The organism is Agromyces soli, assembly GCF_022811605.1.
Taxonomy (GTDB): domain Bacteria; phylum Actinomycetota; class Actinomycetes; order Actinomycetales; family Microbacteriaceae; genus Agromyces; species Agromyces soli.
In genome coordinates this window covers 613,989-632,824 of the sequence record NZ_CP094533.1, presented here as the reverse complement: position 1 = coordinate 632,824, position 18,836 = coordinate 613,989, and the positions used below count along the sequence as shown (strand labels likewise).

Sequence of the window (18,836 nt, the reverse complement as noted above, 5' to 3'; positions counted from 1 at the left end):
ATCCTTCCTCTGATGGGCACGCTCACCTACGACTCCAAGCTGGTCGTCTCGTTCGACGATCGGGTGCTCGCGCACCTGCAGGCGGCGATCTGGGCGAAGCTGCGACGCGGCGAACCGTTCGCCTTCACCTGGACCGAGTCCGCCTCGGCCAGCGGCTTCGGTCGCACCTCGGTCTGGCTGTCGCCGGCGATCCCCGTCGCCTTCGAGTACTTCGGGGGCCGCGCCCCGCGCCTCAACCCCGCCTGGGTGCAGGCGATGAACCGCTCGGCCAACTCCGCCGGCGGCCTCACGATCGTGCCGGAGCCGCTCGAGGCCGGGCGCGAGCCCACGGGCTGACCCGCGAGCCCACGGGCTGGCCGCCGAGGCATCCGCCCGATCGCGTTCGAGCAGCGCGATCCGGCTAGTGCTCCGCCGTGCCCGGGCTGCTCGGCTCGGGCACGAGGCTGAGGCCGGCGGGCGAGTTCGCCGCCCGCGTCAGCTCGCGCAGCCAGACCGGGTTCAGCCGCGGCTCCCGCGCGTCGAAGAACTCGAAGACGATGGGGATGTCGGGGCCGAGCCAGATCGAATTGCGACCGCTGCCCTGCTCGGCGGGCACTTCCCAGGAGAACGCGAACGACTCGCCGCGTCGCAGCTTGGCCAGGATGACGCTGCGCAGATGGGCGAGCGACCGGTCCTCGATCTCGACGGTCCGGATGAAGCGATAGGTCAGGATGCCCACCGCACCAGCATGCCATCCCCGCGGTCACTCGGCCGCCACCCGGGCCGCGGGATCGGCGCCCGCGGCGTCGCCGCCCGGCTCGGGGAGCTCGCGCACCCGGGGAAGCCGGGAGCGCAGCACGTAGAGCAGCTGCGCGGCGAACAGCACCGCGCACCCCGCGACGCACCAGTCGATGCCGGTCGTGGCGGCGAGCGCGGCGCCGAGGCCGGCGCCGATCGGACGGGCGCCGTAGGTGGCGACGACGAGCACGCTGGAGACCCGGCCGATCATCCGGGTCGGTGTGACCGCCTGCCGCAGCGCGGTGGTGCCGATCGCCCAGAGCACCGGGCCGAGCCCGAAGAGGAAGTAGGAGAGCACGGCGAGGGGCGGAAGGGGGAACCAGAGCGTCGCCGCGATGAGCAGCGCGGCAGCGAAGCCGCCCAGCGGCCCGAACAGCGCCATCCGGCCCAGCGGGACGCGCGTCGACAGCCAGCCCGCGCTCAGTGCGCCGAGCACCATGCCGACGCCGAACGCGCCGAGTGCCACCCCGATGAGTTCCGGCGTCATGCCGAGACGCTCGAGCGCGTAGACGACGAAGACGGACTGCAGCAGGAACCAGCCGACGTTGAACAGGAGCGAGGTGACGATCATCGCCCGCAGCAGCGGCTCGGTGAAGACGAAGCGCAGGCCCTCGCCGACCTCACGCCAGGGGTGGCTGCGCGGCGCGACGTCACCGCGCGGCACTCGCGTCGTCGCGAGGAGGGCGAGCGCCGCCCCGCAGGCGATCGTCGCGGCGACGAACGCGGTCGTGGCTCCTCCGGCGGCCACGGCCGCGCCGCCGAGCACGGGCCCCGAGATGAACGCCGCGCTCCGGCCGAGCTCGAGCCAGCGGTTCGCCGGGACGAGCTGCTCGCGCGCCACGAGCCGAGGCACGGAGGCGGGGACGGCGACGCTCAGGCCCATCGTGCCGACGGCGCCGACGAAGCCGAGTGCGAGCAGGGCCGGGAAGGTCAGCGACTCGAGGAGGAGCAGTACGACGACGGCCGCGAGCGTCGCCGTCCGCAGGGCCTCGGAGCCGAGCAGCACGCGCCGCGGGGCGGCCCGGTCCACGAGCAGCCCGAACGGCACCGCGAGCAGGAGGAACGGCAGCGTCTGCGCCACCTGCAGCAGCGCGGTCTCCGCCGCGCCCACGCCGAGCGCGAGCACGGCGAGCAGCGGTGCAGCCACGAGCACGAGCTGTTCGGCGAGCTGGGTGAGGACGCTCGCCCAGGACAGTCGACTGAAGCCGGAGGGGAGCGGGACGCGTTGGCGGGTGAGCTGCATGCCCCCACCCCACCACCCTGGGCGGCGCTGCTCCGGCGGAAATCGGACGGGGCGTGGGGCCCGCCTCGGCGGGGCCGGGCGCCGGTTCCGACCGGATCGTGCGGGCGGCGTCCGTCGCGATCTCGACCGCATCGTGCGGGCGGCGCGGAGCCGGTCAGCCCTCCTGGACGCCGTCGACGATGCGGATCTCTCGGCTCGCCGCGTCGCCGAGGACGCGGAGCGCCGCCTGGTAGTCGTCCGAGCGGTAGGCCCGGACCGCGGACTCGAGGTCGGGGAACTCGATCACGGTCGTGCGCAGGGCGGCTTCGCCCTCGAGCACCGCGAGCGGCTCTCCGCGGGCGAGGAAGCGGCCCCCGGCCGCGAGCATGGCGGGCCCGGCGAGCTCGGCGTAGTCGCGCAGCCGCCGCTCGTCGCGGATGCTCGTGAAGGTGTTGACCCAGTAGACCGGCATACGCCGATGCTCCACCTGGACTGCGGGCGCCGTCCGGCGGCGGTGACCGGATCGTGCCGCGCCGGCCGCGCCCCGGGCCGACCGATTCCGCCCGGTCGGCCCCGAGGCGGCGTCAGATGCGTCGTGGGCCGGGGCCGTCGGCGCTCAGGGCGTCGTCGGGGTTCAGCAGCCGGCAGGCCTTCAGCGAGAGGCATCCGCAGCCGATGCAGCCGGTGAGCTCGCGCTGCAGGTGCTCGAGCTGCGTGCGCCGGGCGTCGAGCTCCGCGCGCCAGATCTTGGCGAGCCGTCGCCAGTCCTGCTGCGACGGCGCGTGGTCGAGCGGGAGCCCGGCGAACAGCTCCTGCACGTCGCCGAGCGGGATGCCGAGCCGCTTCGCCACGACGATCAGGGAGATGCGCCGGAGCATGTGCCGCGGGTAGCGGCGCTGATTGCCGGCGGTGCGGGTCGAGGCGATGAGCCCGAGCTGCTCGTAGAAGTGCAGCGCCGAGGCGGGCACGCCGGTGCGTCGGGAGACCTCGCCGATCGCGAGCAGGTCGTCGGGTTCCAGGGACATGGCACCTCCTTGACCTCAAGTTTACTCGAGGTATTACCGTGGCCCGCGGCGTCGCATCGGCGCTCGGATGCCGCGGCATCCGCCCCTCGACACGAAGGACGGACCATGACCGAGATCGACCAGGACTCGACCGCCACCGGGACGTGGCGCGAACTCCTCGGCAGCCGGTACGCACCGATCGCCGCCGTCCTCGCCGGCGGCGTGCTGCTCGAGGCGAGCAACGTCTACCTCACCACCAGCCTGCTGCCGACGATCGTCGCCGAGATCGGCGGGGCCGAGTTCTACGCGTGGACGATGACGGTGTTCCTGCTCGCCTCGGTCGTCAGCTCCATGCTCGTGAGCCGCGTGCTCACCCGGCGCGGAGCGGTGCAGGCCTACCTGCTCGCGCTGGGCCTGTTCGCGGCCGGCTCGCTCCTCTGCGCCGCGAGCCCGTCGATGCTCGTGCTGCTGCTCGGCCGCGCGGTGCAAGGCCTCGGCGGCGGCCTGCTCGCCGGACTCGGCTACGCGCTCATCCAGCGCGCCCTGCCCGAACGGCTCTGGGCCCGGGCCGCCGCACTCGTCTCGGCCATGTGGGGCGTCGGCAACATCGTCGGCCCCGTCGTCGGCGGGGGCTTCGCGCAGATCGACGCGTGGCGCTGGGCCTTCGCCCTGCTCGCCATCGTCTCGGCCCTGATCGCCCTCGTCGTGCTCCGCTGGATGCCCCGCACGGCGACCTCGCCGTCGAGCGACGCCCTGCCGTGGGCCTCGCTCCTCCTGCTCGCGGGCGCCGTCGGCGCGGTCGGCGTCGCCAGCATCCTGCCCGCCGGCGTCTGGACCGCGGTCGTGCTGCTCGCAGGTGCGGCGCTCGCCGTGGGCTTCGTCGCCCACGAGCGGCGCACCGGCAACGGCATCCTGCCCAGGGTGACGTTCGCACGGAGCTCCTCGCTGCGCTGGGTCTACCTCACTGTCGCGGTGCTCGCCTTCGGCATCGGCACCGAGGCGTTCATCCCGCTGTTCGGCCAGGAGGTCGGCGGCCTCATCCCCTTCACCGCCGGGCTGCTCGGCGCGGCGCTCTCGCTCGGCTGGTCGCTGACCCAGGTGGTCACCGCGAACGCCACCACGGCGACCGCACGCCGGGCGCTCATCCTCGTCGGCCCCCTCGTGCTCGCCGCCGGTCTCGCGGCGTACGGCCTGCTGCAGCACGACGAGCCCTCGCTGGCGGTGATCGTGCTCTGGTTCGTCACCCTGTTCGTCGCGGGGGCGGGCATCGGGCTCGGCTTCCCGCACCTCACCGTCGCGGCGCTCGGCAGCACGAGCGGCGAGGAGGAGGGGGCGAAGGCCGCCGCGGCCGTCAACACGGTGCTGCTCATCGCGAGCGCGTTCGCGGCCGCGCTCGCCGGGGTGCTCGTGAACCTGGCCGCGCCCGATCTCGTGCGCGCGGCGCAGCTGCTCATGCTCGTCTTCGCGGCCGTCAGCGTGCTCGGCATGCTGGCCGCCCGAGGGGCCGGGCGGGGCATCGGCCGCGGCGCGGCGGGGGAATGAGCACCCCTCGACCAGCTCGTGGAACCACGAACCGGTTCGCTGAGCTGGTCGAAGCGCCTGGTGCGCTGGTGACCGGATCGTACCGAGTCGTGGCCGGTTCGGCCCTCGTCGGAGGCGCCCGCGGAGCGCAGGATGGTTCCATGACCGCTCGTTCCGACACCGCCCTGCTCGTCATCGATGTGCAGGAATCGTTCCGCCAGCGCGCCGACGACTGGGCGGCGACGGCCAACCCCCGGGCCGTGCCGAACGTCGTCCGGCTCGTCGAGCGGGCCCGCGAAGCCGGTGACCTGATCGTGTGGGTCACCCACGCGGAGCCCGGCACCGGTCACGTGTTCGACCCGGCGCTGGGCTTCGTGCGGGTGATGGACGAGCTGCAGCCGGGCGCCGACGAGCCGCGGGTGACGAAGACCTCGATCAACGCGTTCACGTCGACGAATCTGCAGCAGCAGCTGACGGTCGCCGGCATCCGCCGACTCGTCGTCTGCGGCATCCGCGCCGAGCAGTGCTGCGAGACGACCGCCCGCGTCGCGAGCGACCTCGGCTACGAGGTCCAGTTCGTCATCGACGCCACGACGACCTCCCCGATCCGCGCGGGCGAGGGGTACCAGGAGATCTCCGGCGAGCAGCTGATGGCGCGCACGGCGTCGATCCTCGGCGGCCGCGGCTTCGCGGAGATCGTGACGACCGAGCAGCTCGCGGGGGTGGCGGTCCCGGCGTGACCCGCGTCGTCTTCCTGCTCGCGCCCGGCGTGATCCTGCTGGATCTCGCCGGGCCGGCGCAGGTGTTCGCGACGGCCGCCTCGGCCGGCGCGGACTACCGCCTCGACTATGTCGCCGAGACCGCGAGGATCCCCTCCGGGCACGGGCTGATGCTCGAGGCCGCCGTCGAGCGACCCGAGCTCGACCCGGCGGACCTCCTCGTCGTCCCCGGCTGGCGCGCCCCGCTCGAACCGGGCAGCGGCGCCTTCGCCGAGGCGACCCTGCGCTGGATCCGCGGGCACCATGAGCGCGGCGGCACCGTGGTGAGCGTGTGCTCGGGTGCCTTCGCCCTCGGCCGCGCCGGGCTGCTCGAGGGCCGGCGCTGCACGACGCACCACGACATCCAGCACGAGCTGCAGCGCCGGAACCCGGGCGCCCGGGTCATCCACGACGTCCTCTACGTCGACGACGACCGCGTGCTCAGCTCGGCCGGGATCGCGAGCGGGATCGACCTCGCCCTCTTCCTGCTGGCGCAGCGCCACGGGCCCGCTCTCGCCGCCCGGGTCGCGCGGGAGATGGTCGTCTACGCGCGCCGCAACGGCGACGCGGCGCAGCTCAGCGCACTGCTGCGGCACCGCTCGCACGTCGACGAGCTCGTGCACCGCGTGCAGGACCTCATCGACCGGTCCTTCGACCAGCCGCTGCCGCTCGCCGAGCTCGCGGAGGGCGTGCACGCGAGCCCGCGCACCGTGACGCGCGCGTTCTCCGCGGCCACCGGTCTCACCCCGCTGCGGTACCAGCAGCTGCTGCGCCGAGAGCGGGCCGAGCATCTGATGGCGCAGGGATACACCGCGGACGCGGCCGCGCGGGAGGTCGGCTTCGAAGACGCGCGGATGCTGCGGCGGATGCGGGCCGCGGGCCAGCCGGTGGCGGTGGCCTCGGCGGGATGACCTCGGGCCTGCCGGGCGACGTTGTGACCAGGAGTGCTAATCTGGTCACAACGTCGGAAACGGAGCCGCAGCCATGCCACGACCACTCGTCCCGCACCGCCGCGAGCGCATCCTCGACGCCGCAGAGCAGCTCGTGCTCGACCGTGGATTCGATGCGATGAGCGTCGCCTCGGTCGCCGAACGCGCCGGCATCGCCAAGGGCGCCGTCTATCGCGAGTTCGCGAGCAAGCACGAGCTCCGCGAGGCGCTGCTCGGCCGGGGCGCCGAGCGCATGCGGGCCAGGGTCGAGCAGGAGCTCGGCGAGCAGCCCCTGCTCAGCGAGGGCTACCGCGCGACGATCCGGGCCCTGCTCGGCGACCCGCTGATGACCGCCGCGTACCTCGACGACGAAGGGGTGCTCGGCACCCACGCCGACGCGGTGAGCGACGATCGCTTCCGGGTGCACTTCGAGGGCACCGCCGAGTGGATCCGCCAGCTCCAGAAGCGGGGCGCGTTCAGCTCGGCGGTCGACGCCGAGCAGCTCGCCCTCGCCCTCTCGTGCGCGACGATCGGTCTGCTCTCGGCGGCGAAACGGCTCGGTCCGCTGAGCCCGGCGCAGCTCGGCGGAGCGATCTCCGTGCTCGCGACGATGGTGGCCGGATTCGAGCGGGCGGGCGCGCCGGCGCCCGGCGCGTGACGTGGAGGGGGCCGGCATGTACGCGAGCGTGACGAACGGACGAAGCGATCGGACGGTGCTCCTCCTGCACGGCGGCGGCGTGGGCGGGTGGATGTGGCGACCCGCGATCGCCGAGCTCCGCTCCGAGCCCACGCTGATCGTGCCGGACCTGCCCGGCCACGACCGCAGCTCGGCGACGCCCTACGTCTCGCACGCGCAGACGGTGCGCGAGCTGGCCGAGCTGATCGAGCGGCATGCCGACGGGCCCGTCGCGGTGGTGGGCTTCTCGCTGGGGGCGCAGCTCGCGGCGCTCCTCGCCGCCGAGCGGCCCGAGCTCGTCGATCGCGTCGCCGTGGTCAGCGCGCAGGCCGAGCCGACCCCGGCGCCCGGCTTCATCCTCGGACTGCTCGGCGTGACCGCACCGCTCGCGCGACGGCGCTGGTTCGCGACACTGCAGGCGCGGGAGCTGTTCGTCCCGGCGTCCCTGCTCGACGACTACCTGCGCACCTCGGCGGGCGTCTCGCGCGCGACGCTCCTCGCGGCCGTCGGTGAGAACCTCCGCTTCACGGTGCCACCCGGCTGGGCGGCCTTCCCCGGTCGCGCCCTCATACTGGCCGGTGCGAAGGAGCGCGCGGTCATGCGTCGTTCCGCCCGCCGCCTGGCCGAGGCCCTGCCGGGCAGCGAGCTGGAGATCGTGGAGAGCTGCGGCCACGGCATCCCGCTCCAGCGGCCCGACTGGTTCGCGCGGCGGCTGGAGCGCTGGCTGGCCGAGGGCTAGCGAGCGCTCCGGGAGTCACAGCCCGCCGTCGATGCGGAGCACCTGGCCGGTGAGGTACTCGGACCCGGGCTCCAGCAGGAAGCGCACGAGCGGCGCCACGTCGGCCGGCGTGCCCACCCGGCCGAGGGCGTTCCGCACGTTCGCGTTGGCCTCGGGACGCTCCGCCATGCGGCGGAGCAGGCGGCCCGTCGCGATCGGGCCGGGCGCGATGCAGTTGACCCGGATGCCCTCGGACCCCAGGTCCTTCGCCAGATAGCGCGAGTAGTGGGCCACGGCCGCCTTCGCGACCCCGTAGTGGGCGTAGCCGCCGTGCTCCGTCGGCTCCACCCCGTTGAGCGAGGACATGGTCACGATCGCGCCGCCGGGCGTCGCGCGGAGCAGCCCGAGATGCGCCTGCACGGTGCGGACGGTGCCCAGAAGGTTGCGCTCCAGCATCTCGCCGAGATCGGCGACCGAGACCTCCGACGCCCGGTTGCCGTCGAGCTCGCCGGATCCGCCGCCGGCGTTGCAGACGAGGCCGTCGAGCGAGCCCCACCGGGCCCGGAGCTCGGCGGCGACCGAGTCGAGCGCGGCCGCGTCGGTCACGCTCGCCTCGAAGCCGACCGCGTCCGCCCCGAGTTCGCGCAGTGCGTCGACCACGGGGGCTGTGAACGGCTCCTCGGGGAACTCGCGGTACCCGTCGAGGTCGAGGTCCAGCACCGCGACGTCCCAGCCGGCACCGGCGAGGTGCTCGGCGAAGGCACGGCCGAGCCCCCGGGCACCGCCCGTGACGAGGACGCGCCGCCGTTCGCCGGTCATGCGACCGGAACGGGTGCGCCGAGGCGTTCCGACGCGAGTGAGCGGATCGTCTCGCCGAGCAGTTCGAGGGCCCGTGCCGCCTCCTCGGCCGTGATCGTCATCGGCGGGGTGACCCGCAGCACGTTCCCGTAGAGGCCGCCGCGACCGATCAGGAGGCCGAGCTCCCGGGCCCGCTGCACCGCCGCGACCGCGAGCGCCGGCGCGGGCTCGGTCGTGCCCGGTTCGACGAGCTCGACGCCGATCATCAGGCCGGCACCGCGGACCTCCCCGACGAGTCCCTGCGAGTCGGCCGCGATGGCACGGAGCCCGTGCTGCAGGACCTCGCCCATGCGGTCCGCCTGCTCGATCAGGCCGCGCTCCTCGATGTAGTCGAGGGTCGCGTTGGCCGCCGCCATGACCACCGGGTTGCCGCCCGCCGTCGAGATGCTGTTCGCCGGCAGGCTGTTCATGATCTCCGCCTCGGCGACGACGGCGCCGATCGGCAGCCCGTTCGCGATGCCCTTCGCGAGGGTCAGCAGCTGCGGCACGACGCCGTGCGCATGGATGCCGAACGGCCCGCGCCCCGTGCGGCCCCACGCCGTCTGCACCTCGTCGGAGATGAGCGGGATGCCGTACTCGTCGAGCACCGCCTTCGTGCGCTGGAAGAAGCCGGGCGGCGGTTCGGCGAAGCCGCCGGCGCCCTGCACGGGCTCGACGAGCATCGCCGCGACGCGGCCGCTCGTGCTCGTCTCGATGATGGTGCGCATCTCCTCGATGCAGGCGTCGACGAAGCGGGCGTCGTCGAGGTCGCGGAACGGGCTGCGGTACCGGTAGCCGCTGTGCAGGTAGCTCACCTGCAGCGGGCTGAAGCCGGTCGCGGACCAGGCGCGGATGCCGGTCGTCGCGACCGTGCCGAAGCTGCGGCCGTGGTAGCTGCCGCGCAGCGCGAGCACCTGGTTGCTCGACGCGTGCGCCGTCGCGACCAGGAGGGCGGCCTCGACCGCCTCGGTCCCCGAGTTCACGAAGAACACGCGAGGGTCGGCCATCCGGCTCGCAGCGGCCAGCCGCTCGGCGAGCCGCACCTGGCCGCTCAGCAGGTACAGCGTCGAGGAGTGCAGGATGCGCGAGGACTGGCGGCGGATCGCCTCGGTGATCTCGGGGACATCGTGCCCGACCATGGTCGCGAGCAGCCCGCCGAAGCAGTCCAGGTACTCCCGGCCGTCGCTGCCGAGCACCGTGCGGCCGCGGCCCGAGACGAGCTCCAGCGGCTCGTCGTAGTACAGGGACATCCAGTCGGGCATCACGGCGCGGTGGCGCTCGAGGAGCGTGGGCCCCTCGGCTGCGGGCGGGCTGGGCTGCGCGTTCGTCATGCGCCCACGGTAGGGCCGAGGGTGTCGGCGGACGGGGCCGAAGCGGCGATATTTCAGATAATCGAAAAGCTTGTTCGGAATATCGATGAGGTCCGGGAGCGCCCCCATGATGATCCAGACCAGAGAGGGAAGCCAGCATGACAGCAGAGGAGTCGCGCGGTCTCGATGAGGAGATCGCGGCGCACGGCGAGGCCATCGCCGCGCTCCTCGCCGACGCCGTCCGGCGGCCGAGCGTGACCGGTGCCGAGCGCGCCGTCGCGGACTTCTTCGCCGACTGGATGCGCGCGCACGGCTGGGACGTCGAGCTCCAGCCCCTCGCCGGCACCGGGCTCGCCGCGGGCGAAGAGCGTGTCGCCGACCGGGCGAACGTGATCGGTTACCCGCTCGGCCGCCCGCAGCCCGGTCAGCGGACGATCGTCTTCAACGGCCACCTCGACGTCGTCCCCGAGGGGGATCACGCCGCCTGGGCGCATCCGCCCTTCGGCGGCGTCCGCGAGGGCGGGCGCGTGCACGGACGCGGGACGGTCGACATGAAGGGCGGCATCGCCGCCGCCCTGATCGCGCTCGAGGTGCTCCGCGAACGCGCCGAGCCGCTCCGCCATGTCCCCGTCGTCCACCTCGTGATCGGGGAGGAACGCACCGGGGTCGGCACCCGGCTCGTGCTCTCCCTCGCCGAACCGCCCGACGCGGCCGTCGTGCTCGAGCCGACGGGCAACGCCCTCGTCACCGCGTGCACGGGGCTCCAGTTCTTCCGCGTCGAGGCGGCGGGCGTCGCCGCGCACTCCTCGGCGCCCTGGCTCGGCGTCGACGCGCTCGCGCGACTGCTCGTGCTCCGGGACGCGCTGATCGCCACCGCGGCCGCGCGCTCCGGCGGGTTCGCCCACCCCCGCTTCGCCGACGTGCCCACCGGCATCCCGTTCAACATCGGCCTCCTCGAGGCCGGCGAGTACCAGGCATCCGTGCCGGAGCGCGCCCGCATGACCGGACGGATCGGGCTGAAGCCCGGCGAAGACCCCGAGCGCGCCCGAGCGGAGTTCTCGGCCGCGCTCGCCTCGGCCGTCCGCGACGACCCGCACGAGCTCGGGCATCCGCACCGGATCGAGTGGCTCGGGGCGCCGTATCCGGGCTGGGAGACCTCCGAATCGGGCGAGCTCGCGCGGGCCTTCGTGCGTGCACTGGAGTTCGTCGACGGCGCAGCCGAGCTCCGCGGATTCACGGCGGGCAACGACGCCGGCCAGTACGCCGCGCTCGGCGTGCCCACCCTCGTGTTCGGCCCGGGGGACACCTCGCTCGCGCACACCGCGAACGAGTCCGTGGCCGAGACGGAGCTGCTGCGCGCGGCCCGCACGATCGCTCAGGCCCTGCGGGTGCTGCCGTGACCGCCGCGAAGCCGGAGATCCTGACGACGCTCAGCCGGGGCATGGCCGTCTTCGAGCACCTCGTGAACGCCGGGCCCGCCACCGCGAAGCAGCTCGCCGCCGAACGCGGGCTCTCGCTCGGCGTCTGCTACCACGTGCTGCGCACGCTCGAGGCGGACGGCTACGTCATCCGCGGCGAGGGCGGTCGCTATGAGCTCGGCCCGCACGGCTTCGCCCTCGGGCGGGCCCTGCAACGGCACTCGGAGATCGCCCCGGAGCTCTCGGTCATCCTCACCCGGCTGTTCAACGCGACGGGCGAGACCGCCTTCATCGCGGAGTGGACCGGCGGCGCGGTGCTGCTGCGGCACTTCCTCACGAGCACCCACACGCTCAGCGTCGGCGGGCTCGAGGTCGGCTACACGGGCGACATGCACGCCAGGGCGTCCTGCAAGTCGATCCTCGCCCACCTCCCCGTCGAGCAGGTGGAGACGCTGTTCGCCGGGGTGACGCTGACCCGGCTCACGCCGCGCACCGTGACCGACCTCGACGGCCTCCTCATGGAGCTGGCGCGGGTGCGCAGCCAGGGCTACGCCGTCGACGAGGAGGAGTTCGCCGAGGGCATGCGCTGCGTCTCGGCGCCGTACTTCGCGCCCGACGGCGCCCCGGCGGGGTCGTTCACGGTGTCCGCCCCCGCTGAGCGATTCACCCGCACGCGGCCGCAGCTCGTCGCCGCGGTCGGGGAAGCCGCCAGCCTGGCGAGCTCCTTGCTCGCCTCCGGGCGCCTGCGCGCGCCCGCCGCAGTCCACGAGGCCGCCCGTGCGGCCGGAGACCGGAAGGAGACCGCATGAGCCAGGACACGCTGCTCGCCTCGCTCGAGGTGATGCACCGCATCCGCGAGACCGAGGAGACGATCAGCCGCCTGCGGCTGAGCGAGGACATCGTCGGCTCGGTGCACCTCTGCAACGGCCAGGAGGCGATCTACACGGGCGCGGTCCGCGCGCTCGACCTCGGCCGCGACGCCGTGTTCCCGACCTACCGGGGGCACGGCTGGGCGATCGCCTGCGGCGTCCCGCCGGAGGCCGTGCTCGCCGAGCTGCTCGGCCGGGCCAGCGGCATCAGCGGCGGCCGAGGCGGCTCCGCCTACTTCACGGCTCCCGGCTACGGGATGTACGGCGAGAACTCGATCGTCGGCGCGGGCGCGCCGATCGCGTGCGGGGCGGCGCTCGCCGGCCGCTTCGACGGGAGCGGCCGGGTCGCCCTGGCATCCTTCGGCGAGGGCGCGATGAACCAGGGCGCCGTGCACGAGGCCATGAACTTCGCCGCGGCGATGACGCTGCCGGTGATCTTCCTCGTCGAGAACAACACGTACTCCGAGCTCACCCCGACGCGCGACGTAGTGCGCAACGACCAGTTCTTCCGCCGCGCCTCCGCGTACGGCATGGCCGGCGTGCGCTTCGACGGGAACGACCCGGACGCGGTCCGGGACGCCGTCGCCGACGCCGTCGAGCGGTGCAGGAACGGCGCCGGTCCGGTGCTGCTCGAGGCGATGACCCAACGCATCGTCGGCCACTACATCGGCGACGTCCAGCACTACCGGCCGGCGGGCGAGCTCGACGCCGCCATCGCGGCCGAGCCCATCGCGAGAGCCGAGCGGATGGCCCGAGCGGCCGGCGTCGGCGACACGGAGCTGGCGGCACTGCGCCAGCGCGTGGTCGACGAGGTCGATCGCGCCGCCCAGGCCGCGCTCTCCGCCCCGCTCGCAGACCCCGCCACCGTCGAGGAGCACGTCTATGCCTGAGATCATCGAGAAGACCCTGTCCTACGCGGAGAGCGTGAACGCGGCACTCTCGCGGGCGCTCGAGGAGCGCCCCGAGACGCTGCTCTTCGGCGAGGACGTGGCGATCCCCGGCGGCGTGTTCGGCGTCACCAAGGGCCTGCGCCGCAAGTTCGGCGAGCGGGTGTTCGACACCCCGATCTCCGAATCGGCGATCCTCGGCGGCGCGGTCGGCTCCGCGATGTTCGGCCGGCGGCCGATCGTCGAGATCATGTGGGCCGACTTCGCCCTCGTCGCGTTCGACCAGATCGTGAACCAGGCGGCCAACGTGCGGTACGTCTCGCGGGGCGCGCTCGCCGCTCCGCTGACGGTGCGCACCCAGCAGGGCAACGCCCCGGGCGCCTGCGCCCAGCACTCGCAGTCGCTGGAGGCGCTGTTCGCCCACATCCCCGGGATCCGCGTCTGCATGCCGACCACGAACCAGGACGCCTACGACCTGCTGCTCAGCGCCATCTGGAGCGACGACCCGACGATCGTGATCGAGAACCGCACGCTCTACCACGGCGCCAAGCAACCGGTGCGGATCGGCGGTCCGGTGCAGGCGGTCGGCGGCGTCGGCCTGCGCCGCTCGGGGTCGGACCTCACCGTCGTCACCTGGGGCGCGATGCAGCACCGGGTGCTCGCCGCGGCCGAGCGCGCCGCGGCCGAGGGCATCGACGCCGAGGTGATCGACGCCCGGTGGATCCGCCCGCTCGATCTCGACAGCATCCTCGCGAGCGTGCAGCGGACGGGCCGGCTGCTCGTGGTGCACGAGGCGCACACGACCGGCGGGGTGGGCGCCGAAGTGGTCTCCCGCGTCGTGGAGAGCGGCGTCCAGCTCACCTCGCCGCCGGTGCGGATCGGCGCGCTGGAGACGCGGATCCCGGCGGCGGTGCAGCTGGCCGCCCGAGTGCTGCCGGGCGACGAGGACATCCTCGGGGCCATCCGCCGAGTCGCGCACGACGTGCCGGCCGGCCGGGTCGAAGCCATGCCGGCGGGTGCGCGATGAGCGCCGCCGCGGCGGTCGCCATGCCGGTCTTCGCCCCGCTCTTCACGCCAGGCACCGAGCGCGTCGAGGTGCGCTGGCTGACCGTGGAGGCGCCGATCGACGCCGCCGTCGCCGCCCGGTTCCTGCCCGCCGGGCTGGGCGTGCCGGACTCGCCGACCGTGGCGCTCTGGGTCGCCCAGTTCATCGGCGCGGAGTTCGCCTCGTCCGACGGCGTGGAGCGTCGCCCGGACTACCTGCAGGGCGGCGTCTCGCTGCGCTGCGCCGGATACGGCGGCGGCGCCGACGGCGCCTACGCGGTCGAGACGTTCGTCGAAGGCCTGAACCACGGCATCCTCGGCCGCGAGCTGTTCGGGCTGCCCAAGAAGCAGGCTCGCGCGGTGCGGCTCGACGAGCACGACGACCGGATCGCCTTCGCGATCGTCTCCGCCCTCGGCGAGGAACTCGTCGCGGGGGAGGTGGCGCTCGGGCTCGACTCGCAGGACGTCCCCGCCCCCGACTGGTTCGCCCGGCACTGCACGGTCAAGGCGATCCCGAGCGCGGAGGGCACGGGCTACGACCTCTGCAAGCTCGTCGAGATCCCCTGGAGCCTCGCCGCCCTCAGCCCCGCCCGCACGGGCGCCGCCGACTTCGCCTGGGGCGCGAGCGAGGCCGACCCCCTGCACGTCTTCGCCCCGACCGGGCCCGCGACGGCCGCCTACGGCCGCGCCGTGCTCGACATCGGCTACGGCCGGTACCTCGCCGACGTGGACCCGCCCGTGCCGCTCGGCCGCCCGAGCTGGACCCCGGTGCCGCCGCACGCGCAGCACCTGCCGTAACGCCACCGCAGCACCACCCGGCATCCACCGCCCCGATCCGCCCGCGTCACCCGATTCATCCCCCGCGTCACCCGATCCATCCCCCGCGTCACCGAACGGCAAAGGAGCTCACGATGACTGTCACGCACCCCCGCAACACCCGCGAGAAGGGCCTGCAGCCGTCGCAGATGCGCGCGATCGTCGCCGCCTGCATCGGCAACTTCCTCGAGTGGTACGAATTCGTCTTGTACGGCTACTTCGCCGCCGTCTTCGCGGCGCTCTTCTTCCCCCAGGAGGATCCGGCCGTCGCGCTGCTCACGACCTTCCTCGTCTTCGGCATCAGCTTCATCATCCGCCCGCTCGGCGGGGTGCTGTTCGGCCTCGTCGGCGACCGGCTCGGCCGCAAGGCCGCGCTGTCGGCGATCATCCTGATGATCTCGATCGCGACCGCGCTCATGGGCCTCGTGCCGCCGTACGCGAGCATCGGCGTCCTCGCCCCGATCCTGATCTTCCTGCTGCGCCTGGTGCAGGGGCTCTCGGCCGGCGGCGAGTGGATGGGCGCGGTGACGTACATCATCGAGACCGCGCCCGCGGGCAAGCGCGCCTGGTACGGCAGCTTCCAGACCATCACGATCGTGCTCGGCATGTTCGTGGCGGCGCTCACCTCCCTCTTCATCACCACCTCGATGAGCCCGGAAGCCGTGCTCGAGTGGGGCTGGCGCATCCCGTTCCTGGTCGCGCTCCCGCTCGGCCTGATCGGGCTGTACATGCGCCTCCGGCTCGCCGACCCCGCGGAGTTCACCGAGGCGAAGGCCGAGGCCGAGGCATCCGACGGCCGCCGGGCGGGGCGCTCGCCGCTGACCCGCGTGCTGCGCGAGAACTGGCGTTCGGTGCTGCTCGTCGCGGGACTCGTCGCCTCGCCCACCATGTGCACCTACGTGCTGCTCGTCTGGGGGCCGACGTTCTTCGCGGGCCAGCTCGGCTTCGCCGACACCGAGGCGCGCAACATCGGCCTCGTCTCGATGCTCGTGCTCGTCGTGCTGGTGCTCGCCTTCGCCAAGGCGTGCGACCGGTTCGGCCGGCGTCCGTTCATCCGCTGGGGCGCCGCGCTCGTGATCGTCACCACCCCGATCGGCTTCCTGCTGCTGCACACGCAGCAGCTCGGCCTCGCGATCCTCGGCATCGGACTCATCCTCGTCGGCGACGCGATGATGCTCGCGGCCCAGCCGGCGCTCTTCGCCGAGCTCTTCCCGACCGCGCAGCGGTACAGCGGACTCGCGGTCGGCTACAACCTCGGCGTGGTGCTCTTCGGCGGCCTCGGCCCGCTCGTCGCGCAGGCCCTCGTCACGGCGACCGGCTCGAGCTGGTCGCCCTCCTGGTACCTCGTGGGCGGTGCGGTCATCAGCCTGATCGCCGCCCTGTTCACTCCGGAGACCAAGCACGCCGAGCTGCGCACCGGCGCGATCCCCGCGGCGGGCGCATGACGGGCGCGGATGCCGGCATGCAGGCGCTCGTGCACGGCGGGGCGCCGGGGCTCGACGGTCTGCGCGTCGCGTGGATGCCGGCTCCGACGCCTGCGGCGGGGCAGGTGCTGCTCGCCGTCGAGTACGCGGGCCTGAACCGGCACGAGCTCTTCACCGCGGAACGGCGCGACGGCTCGGAGCCGGCGCGGATCCTCGGCGCCGACGCGGTCGGCCGGGTGGTGGGCCTCGGGCCCGCCGCCCGGCCGGGGCGCGGAGGCGACGGGCCGGCGCTCGGCGACCGGGTGCTGCTCGACCCCACCCTGAACTGGCCGGAGCGCGCCCGGGTGCCGGAGCACCCGGATCTGCTCGGCGGCCGCGCACCCGGGACCTTCGCGGAGTTCGTCGCCGTGCCGGCGGGGAACGCCCATGCCGTCCCGGCGCACCTCTCGGGTCCCGAGGCCGGTGCTCTCGGGCTCGCCGCGGTCACCGCGTACCGGGCGCTCTTCACCGTCGGCGAACTGACCGCGGGGGAGCACCTGCTCATCCCCGGCATCGGCAGCGGGGTGGGCCTCCTCGCGCTGGACCTCGCGCTCGCCGCGGGGGCCCGCGTCACCGTGACCAGCCGCTCGGCCGAGAAGCGCGCCTTCGCGCTCGACCGCGGTGCCGCCGCCGCCGTGCCGAGCGACGAACTCGGCGGGGTCCGCCTGCCACTGGTCGACCTCGTCGTCGACACGGTCGGCGCCGCGAGCGTGCCGGCGGCGCTCGGCACGTTGCGCCCCGGCGGGCGGGTCGTGACCCTCGGCGCGACGACGGGCGCGGAGATCCGGATCTCGCTGCGCGAGCTGTTCTTCCGTCAGCTGAGCCTGCGGGGCACCTCCGTGGGCAGCGCGGAGGAGTTCCGTGACGCGCTCGCCTTCGTGCGCGAGCATGGGATCCGGCCCGTCGTCGACGCGGTGCACCCGCTCGACGAGGCCCCGGCCGCGATGCGCGCGAGCGCCGACGGACGGACGCTCGGCAAGACCGTGTTCCGAATGCCCGGAACGCTCGACGAAGGAGGGGAACGGCCATGATCGTTTCCGGAGGGAACCCCGACGCGCTCGCCGCGCCGATCGGGCCGTTCCGGCACTACACGGTCGTGCCGGACGACCACCGCCTGGTGTATCTCTCGGGGCAGGTGGGGCAGGACCGCGACGGCGTGCTCGCCGCCGGTGGCTGCGCCGCGCAGACGGCACAGGTCTTCCGCAATCTCGAACTCCTGCTCGACGAGCTCGGCGCGACGCCCGCCCACATCGTGAAGCTCTTCACGATCGTCGCGGGCGAGGGGAGCTTCCGGGAGTTCGCGGGGGTCCGCACCGAGGTCTTCGGCCGTTGGTACCCGGACGGCGCGTACCCCGCGCACTCGGCGTTCGTGGCGGCCGAGCTCGCCGCCCCCGAGCTGCTCGTCGAGATCGAGGCCGTGGTCGCGGTCCCGCGATGACGCCGGAGGAGTTCCGCGCGAGCTTCCCGGCGCTGGAGCGCTGGGCCTGGCTCGACACCCCCGGCTCCGCCCCGGCGGCGGCGCCGGTCGCGGCCGCGCTCCGGCGCGCCGTCGACGGGCAGCTGTCCGGGGATTTCGACTGGAACGACTGGGACGCGGCCGCCGATCGCGCCAGGGTGCGGTTCGCGGGCTGGTGCGGCGTGCCGCGCGAGTCGGTCGCGACCCTCGGCTCGCTGGCCGAGGCCGCCGCAACCGTCGCCCGGTTCCGACCCGCGGGCGTCGCGCTGCTCGCCGCCGACGAGTTCCAGAGCCTGCTGCTGCCCTTCATCGCCGAGGCGGACCGCGACCCCCGCCGGCCGGTCGAGCTGGTGCCGGTCGAGGCGGGCGGGAGTCGCAGCGATGCGCTGCTCGAGCGGATCCGGTCGGGCGTCTCGCTCGTCGCGGTGTCCGAGACGACCACGCTCGACGGGGAACGGATCGACCTCGCGGCGCTGCGGGAGCGCGCGAGCGAGGTCGGTGCCGAACTGTTCGTGAACGCCACGCAGAGCCTCGGCGTGCTCCGTTCGCCGATCCCGGCGGCGCCCGACTACCTCGCGGTGCACGGCTACAAGTGGATGCTCGCGCCGCGCGGCGCGGCGTGGCTCGTGGCGGCTCCGCAGGCGGCGGCGCAGCTGCACGCCATCGCGCCGGGCTGGAAGACGGCCGAGGGCGCCGAGGGGCTGTTCGGCGGTCGGCCGCAGCTCGGCGGCGGGCTCGCGCGGTGCGACACCTCGCAGGCGTGGCTCTCCTGGATCGGGGCGGAGGCGGCGCTCGGCCTCCTCGCCCGGCTCGATCCGGCTGCGATCGAGGAGCGCGCGCTCGAACTCGCCGAGCTCTTCGAACGCGAGGCCGTCGAGCTCGGCGCGGTCCCCGTGCGGGCCGGCACCGGTTCGCACATCCGGGTCGTGCGGGTCGCGCGCCCCGAGCGGCTCGCCGCCCGCCTCGCCGAAACGGACGTGCGCGCGCGCGTGACGGGCGATCGCCTCCGCATCGGCGTGCACGGCTTCAACGACGTCCGCGACATCGAACGGGTGCTGGCCGCCATCCGGGCCGCCTGACGGCGCCGCGAGGCCGAGCGCTCTCCTCCGCCCTCGTCGCACAACTCAGGAA

Annotated in this window: 21 protein-coding genes; 15 read left to right on the top strand and 6 right to left on the bottom strand. The window is 74.0% G+C overall.

Annotation, left to right across the window (positions count from 1 at the left end; all coding sequences use genetic code 11):
• Positions 1 to 12: 12 nt before the first annotated feature.
• Complete coding sequence (locus tag MTP13_RS03010) at positions 13 to 336, top strand: DUF7882 family protein (protein WP_189085372.1); 324 nt, start codon at positions 13 to 15, stop codon at positions 334 to 336.
• 64 nt (positions 337 to 400) lie between these two features.
• Here MTP13_RS03010 and MTP13_RS03005 read toward each other — a convergent pair whose 3' ends face one another.
• The 4 genes from MTP13_RS03005 to soxR all read right to left on the bottom strand — a co-directional run bounded on the left by MTP13_RS03005 (position 401) and on the right by soxR (position 3,024).
• Entirely contained in the window at positions 401 to 718 is a 318-nt protein-coding gene (locus tag MTP13_RS03005; protein WP_243569576.1) for a DUF7882 family protein, read from the bottom strand.
• 24 nt (positions 719 to 742) lie between these two features.
• Positions 743 to 2,020, bottom strand: coding sequence for an MFS transporter (locus tag MTP13_RS03000; protein WP_243569575.1), 1,278 nt, complete (start codon positions 2,018 to 2,020; stop codon positions 743 to 745).
• 154 nt (positions 2,021 to 2,174) lie between these two features.
• Positions 2,175 to 2,471, bottom strand: coding sequence for a DUF1330 domain-containing protein (locus MTP13_RS02995; protein WP_243569574.1), 297 nt, complete (start codon positions 2,469 to 2,471; stop codon positions 2,175 to 2,177).
• 112 nt (positions 2,472 to 2,583) lie between these two features.
• On the bottom strand, positions 2,584 to 3,024 hold the full coding sequence (gene soxR, locus MTP13_RS02990) for a redox-sensitive transcriptional activator SoxR (RefSeq protein ID WP_243569573.1): 441 nt from the start codon (positions 3,022 to 3,024) through the stop codon (positions 2,584 to 2,586).
• Between the two features lie 105 nt (positions 3,025 to 3,129).
• Between soxR and MTP13_RS02985 the strand changes: the two genes are divergently transcribed.
• The 5 genes from MTP13_RS02985 to MTP13_RS02965 all read left to right on the top strand — a co-directional run bounded on the left by MTP13_RS02985 (position 3,130) and on the right by MTP13_RS02965 (position 7,626).
• The gene (locus tag MTP13_RS02985) at positions 3,130 to 4,545 is read left to right on the top strand and encodes an MFS transporter (RefSeq protein WP_243569572.1); all 1,416 of its coding nucleotides are present in this window, start codon (positions 3,130 to 3,132) and stop codon (positions 4,543 to 4,545) included.
• 140 nt (positions 4,546 to 4,685) lie between these two features.
• Positions 4,686 to 5,264 (top strand): cysteine hydrolase family protein, encoded by a 579-nt coding sequence (locus MTP13_RS02980; RefSeq protein WP_243569571.1) that lies wholly within the window; start codon positions 4,686 to 4,688, stop codon positions 5,262 to 5,264.
• A complete protein-coding gene (locus MTP13_RS02975) occupies positions 5,261 to 6,193 on the top strand; it encodes a GlxA family transcriptional regulator (RefSeq protein WP_243569570.1) in 933 nt (310 codons plus the stop codon). The genes MTP13_RS02980 and MTP13_RS02975 overlap by 4 nt, the downstream gene beginning before the upstream one ends.
• Before the next feature lie 73 nt (positions 6,194 to 6,266).
• Positions 6,267 to 6,869, top strand: a complete 603-nt coding sequence (locus tag MTP13_RS02970; protein WP_243569569.1) for a TetR/AcrR family transcriptional regulator — start codon at positions 6,267 to 6,269, stop codon at positions 6,867 to 6,869.
• Positions 6,870 to 6,885: 16 nt separating this feature from the next.
• Complete coding sequence (locus tag MTP13_RS02965) at positions 6,886 to 7,626, top strand: alpha/beta fold hydrolase (RefSeq protein ID WP_243569568.1); 741 nt, start codon at positions 6,886 to 6,888, stop codon at positions 7,624 to 7,626.
• Positions 7,627 to 7,641: 15 nt separating this feature from the next.
• Here MTP13_RS02965 and MTP13_RS02960 read toward each other — a convergent pair whose 3' ends face one another.
• Positions 7,642 to 8,424 carry an SDR family NAD(P)-dependent oxidoreductase gene (locus tag MTP13_RS02960; RefSeq protein WP_243569567.1) on the bottom strand — a complete coding sequence of 261 codons (783 nt, stop codon included), beginning with the start codon at positions 8,422 to 8,424 and terminating at the stop codon, positions 7,642 to 7,644.
• On the bottom strand, positions 8,421 to 9,773 hold the full coding sequence (locus tag MTP13_RS02955; RefSeq protein WP_243569566.1) for an aspartate aminotransferase family protein: 1,353 nt from the start codon (positions 9,771 to 9,773) through the stop codon (positions 8,421 to 8,423). Before MTP13_RS02955 ends, MTP13_RS02960 begins: the two co-directional genes overlap by 4 nt.
• A gap of 137 nt (positions 9,774 to 9,910) precedes the next feature.
• Between MTP13_RS02955 and MTP13_RS02950 the strand changes: the two genes are divergently transcribed.
• From MTP13_RS02950 to MTP13_RS02910, 9 genes are all read left to right on the top strand, one after another.
• Positions 9,911 to 11,152, top strand: a complete 1,242-nt coding sequence (locus MTP13_RS02950) for a M20 family metallopeptidase (protein WP_243569565.1) — start codon at positions 9,911 to 9,913, stop codon at positions 11,150 to 11,152.
• The gene (locus tag MTP13_RS02945; protein ID WP_243569564.1) at positions 11,149 to 11,979 is read left to right on the top strand and encodes an IclR family transcriptional regulator; all 831 of its coding nucleotides are present in this window, start codon (positions 11,149 to 11,151) and stop codon (positions 11,977 to 11,979) included. The genes MTP13_RS02950 and MTP13_RS02945 overlap by 4 nt, the downstream gene beginning before the upstream one ends.
• Entirely contained in the window at positions 11,976 to 12,929 is a 954-nt protein-coding gene (locus tag MTP13_RS02940) for a thiamine pyrophosphate-dependent dehydrogenase E1 component subunit alpha (protein ID WP_243569563.1), read from the top strand. The genes MTP13_RS02945 and MTP13_RS02940 overlap by 4 nt, the downstream gene beginning before the upstream one ends.
• A complete protein-coding gene (locus MTP13_RS02935; RefSeq protein ID WP_243569562.1) occupies positions 12,922 to 13,953 on the top strand; it encodes an alpha-ketoacid dehydrogenase subunit beta in 1,032 nt (343 codons plus the stop codon). Before MTP13_RS02940 ends, MTP13_RS02935 begins: the two co-directional genes overlap by 8 nt.
• On the top strand, positions 13,950 to 14,768 hold the full coding sequence (locus MTP13_RS02930; RefSeq protein ID WP_243569561.1) for an acetoacetate decarboxylase family protein: 819 nt from the start codon (positions 13,950 to 13,952) through the stop codon (positions 14,766 to 14,768). Before MTP13_RS02935 ends, MTP13_RS02930 begins: the two co-directional genes overlap by 4 nt.
• Positions 14,769 to 14,881: 113 nt before the next feature.
• Positions 14,882 to 16,231 (top strand): MFS transporter, encoded by a 1,350-nt coding sequence (locus MTP13_RS02925; RefSeq protein ID WP_243569560.1) that lies wholly within the window; start codon positions 14,882 to 14,884, stop codon positions 16,229 to 16,231.
• Positions 16,228 to 17,280, top strand: coding sequence for a quinone oxidoreductase family protein (locus tag MTP13_RS02920; protein ID WP_243569559.1), 1,053 nt, complete (start codon positions 16,228 to 16,230; stop codon positions 17,278 to 17,280). The genes MTP13_RS02925 and MTP13_RS02920 overlap by 4 nt, the downstream gene beginning before the upstream one ends.
• Positions 17,277 to 17,687, top strand: a complete 411-nt coding sequence (locus MTP13_RS02915; RefSeq protein ID WP_243569558.1) for a RidA family protein — start codon at positions 17,277 to 17,279, stop codon at positions 17,685 to 17,687. The genes MTP13_RS02920 and MTP13_RS02915 overlap by 4 nt, the downstream gene beginning before the upstream one ends.
• The gene (locus tag MTP13_RS02910) at positions 17,684 to 18,784 is read left to right on the top strand and encodes an aminotransferase class V-fold PLP-dependent enzyme (RefSeq protein ID WP_243569557.1); all 1,101 of its coding nucleotides are present in this window, start codon (positions 17,684 to 17,686) and stop codon (positions 18,782 to 18,784) included. Before MTP13_RS02915 ends, MTP13_RS02910 begins: the two co-directional genes overlap by 4 nt.
• Positions 18,785 to 18,836 lie beyond the last annotated feature (52 nt).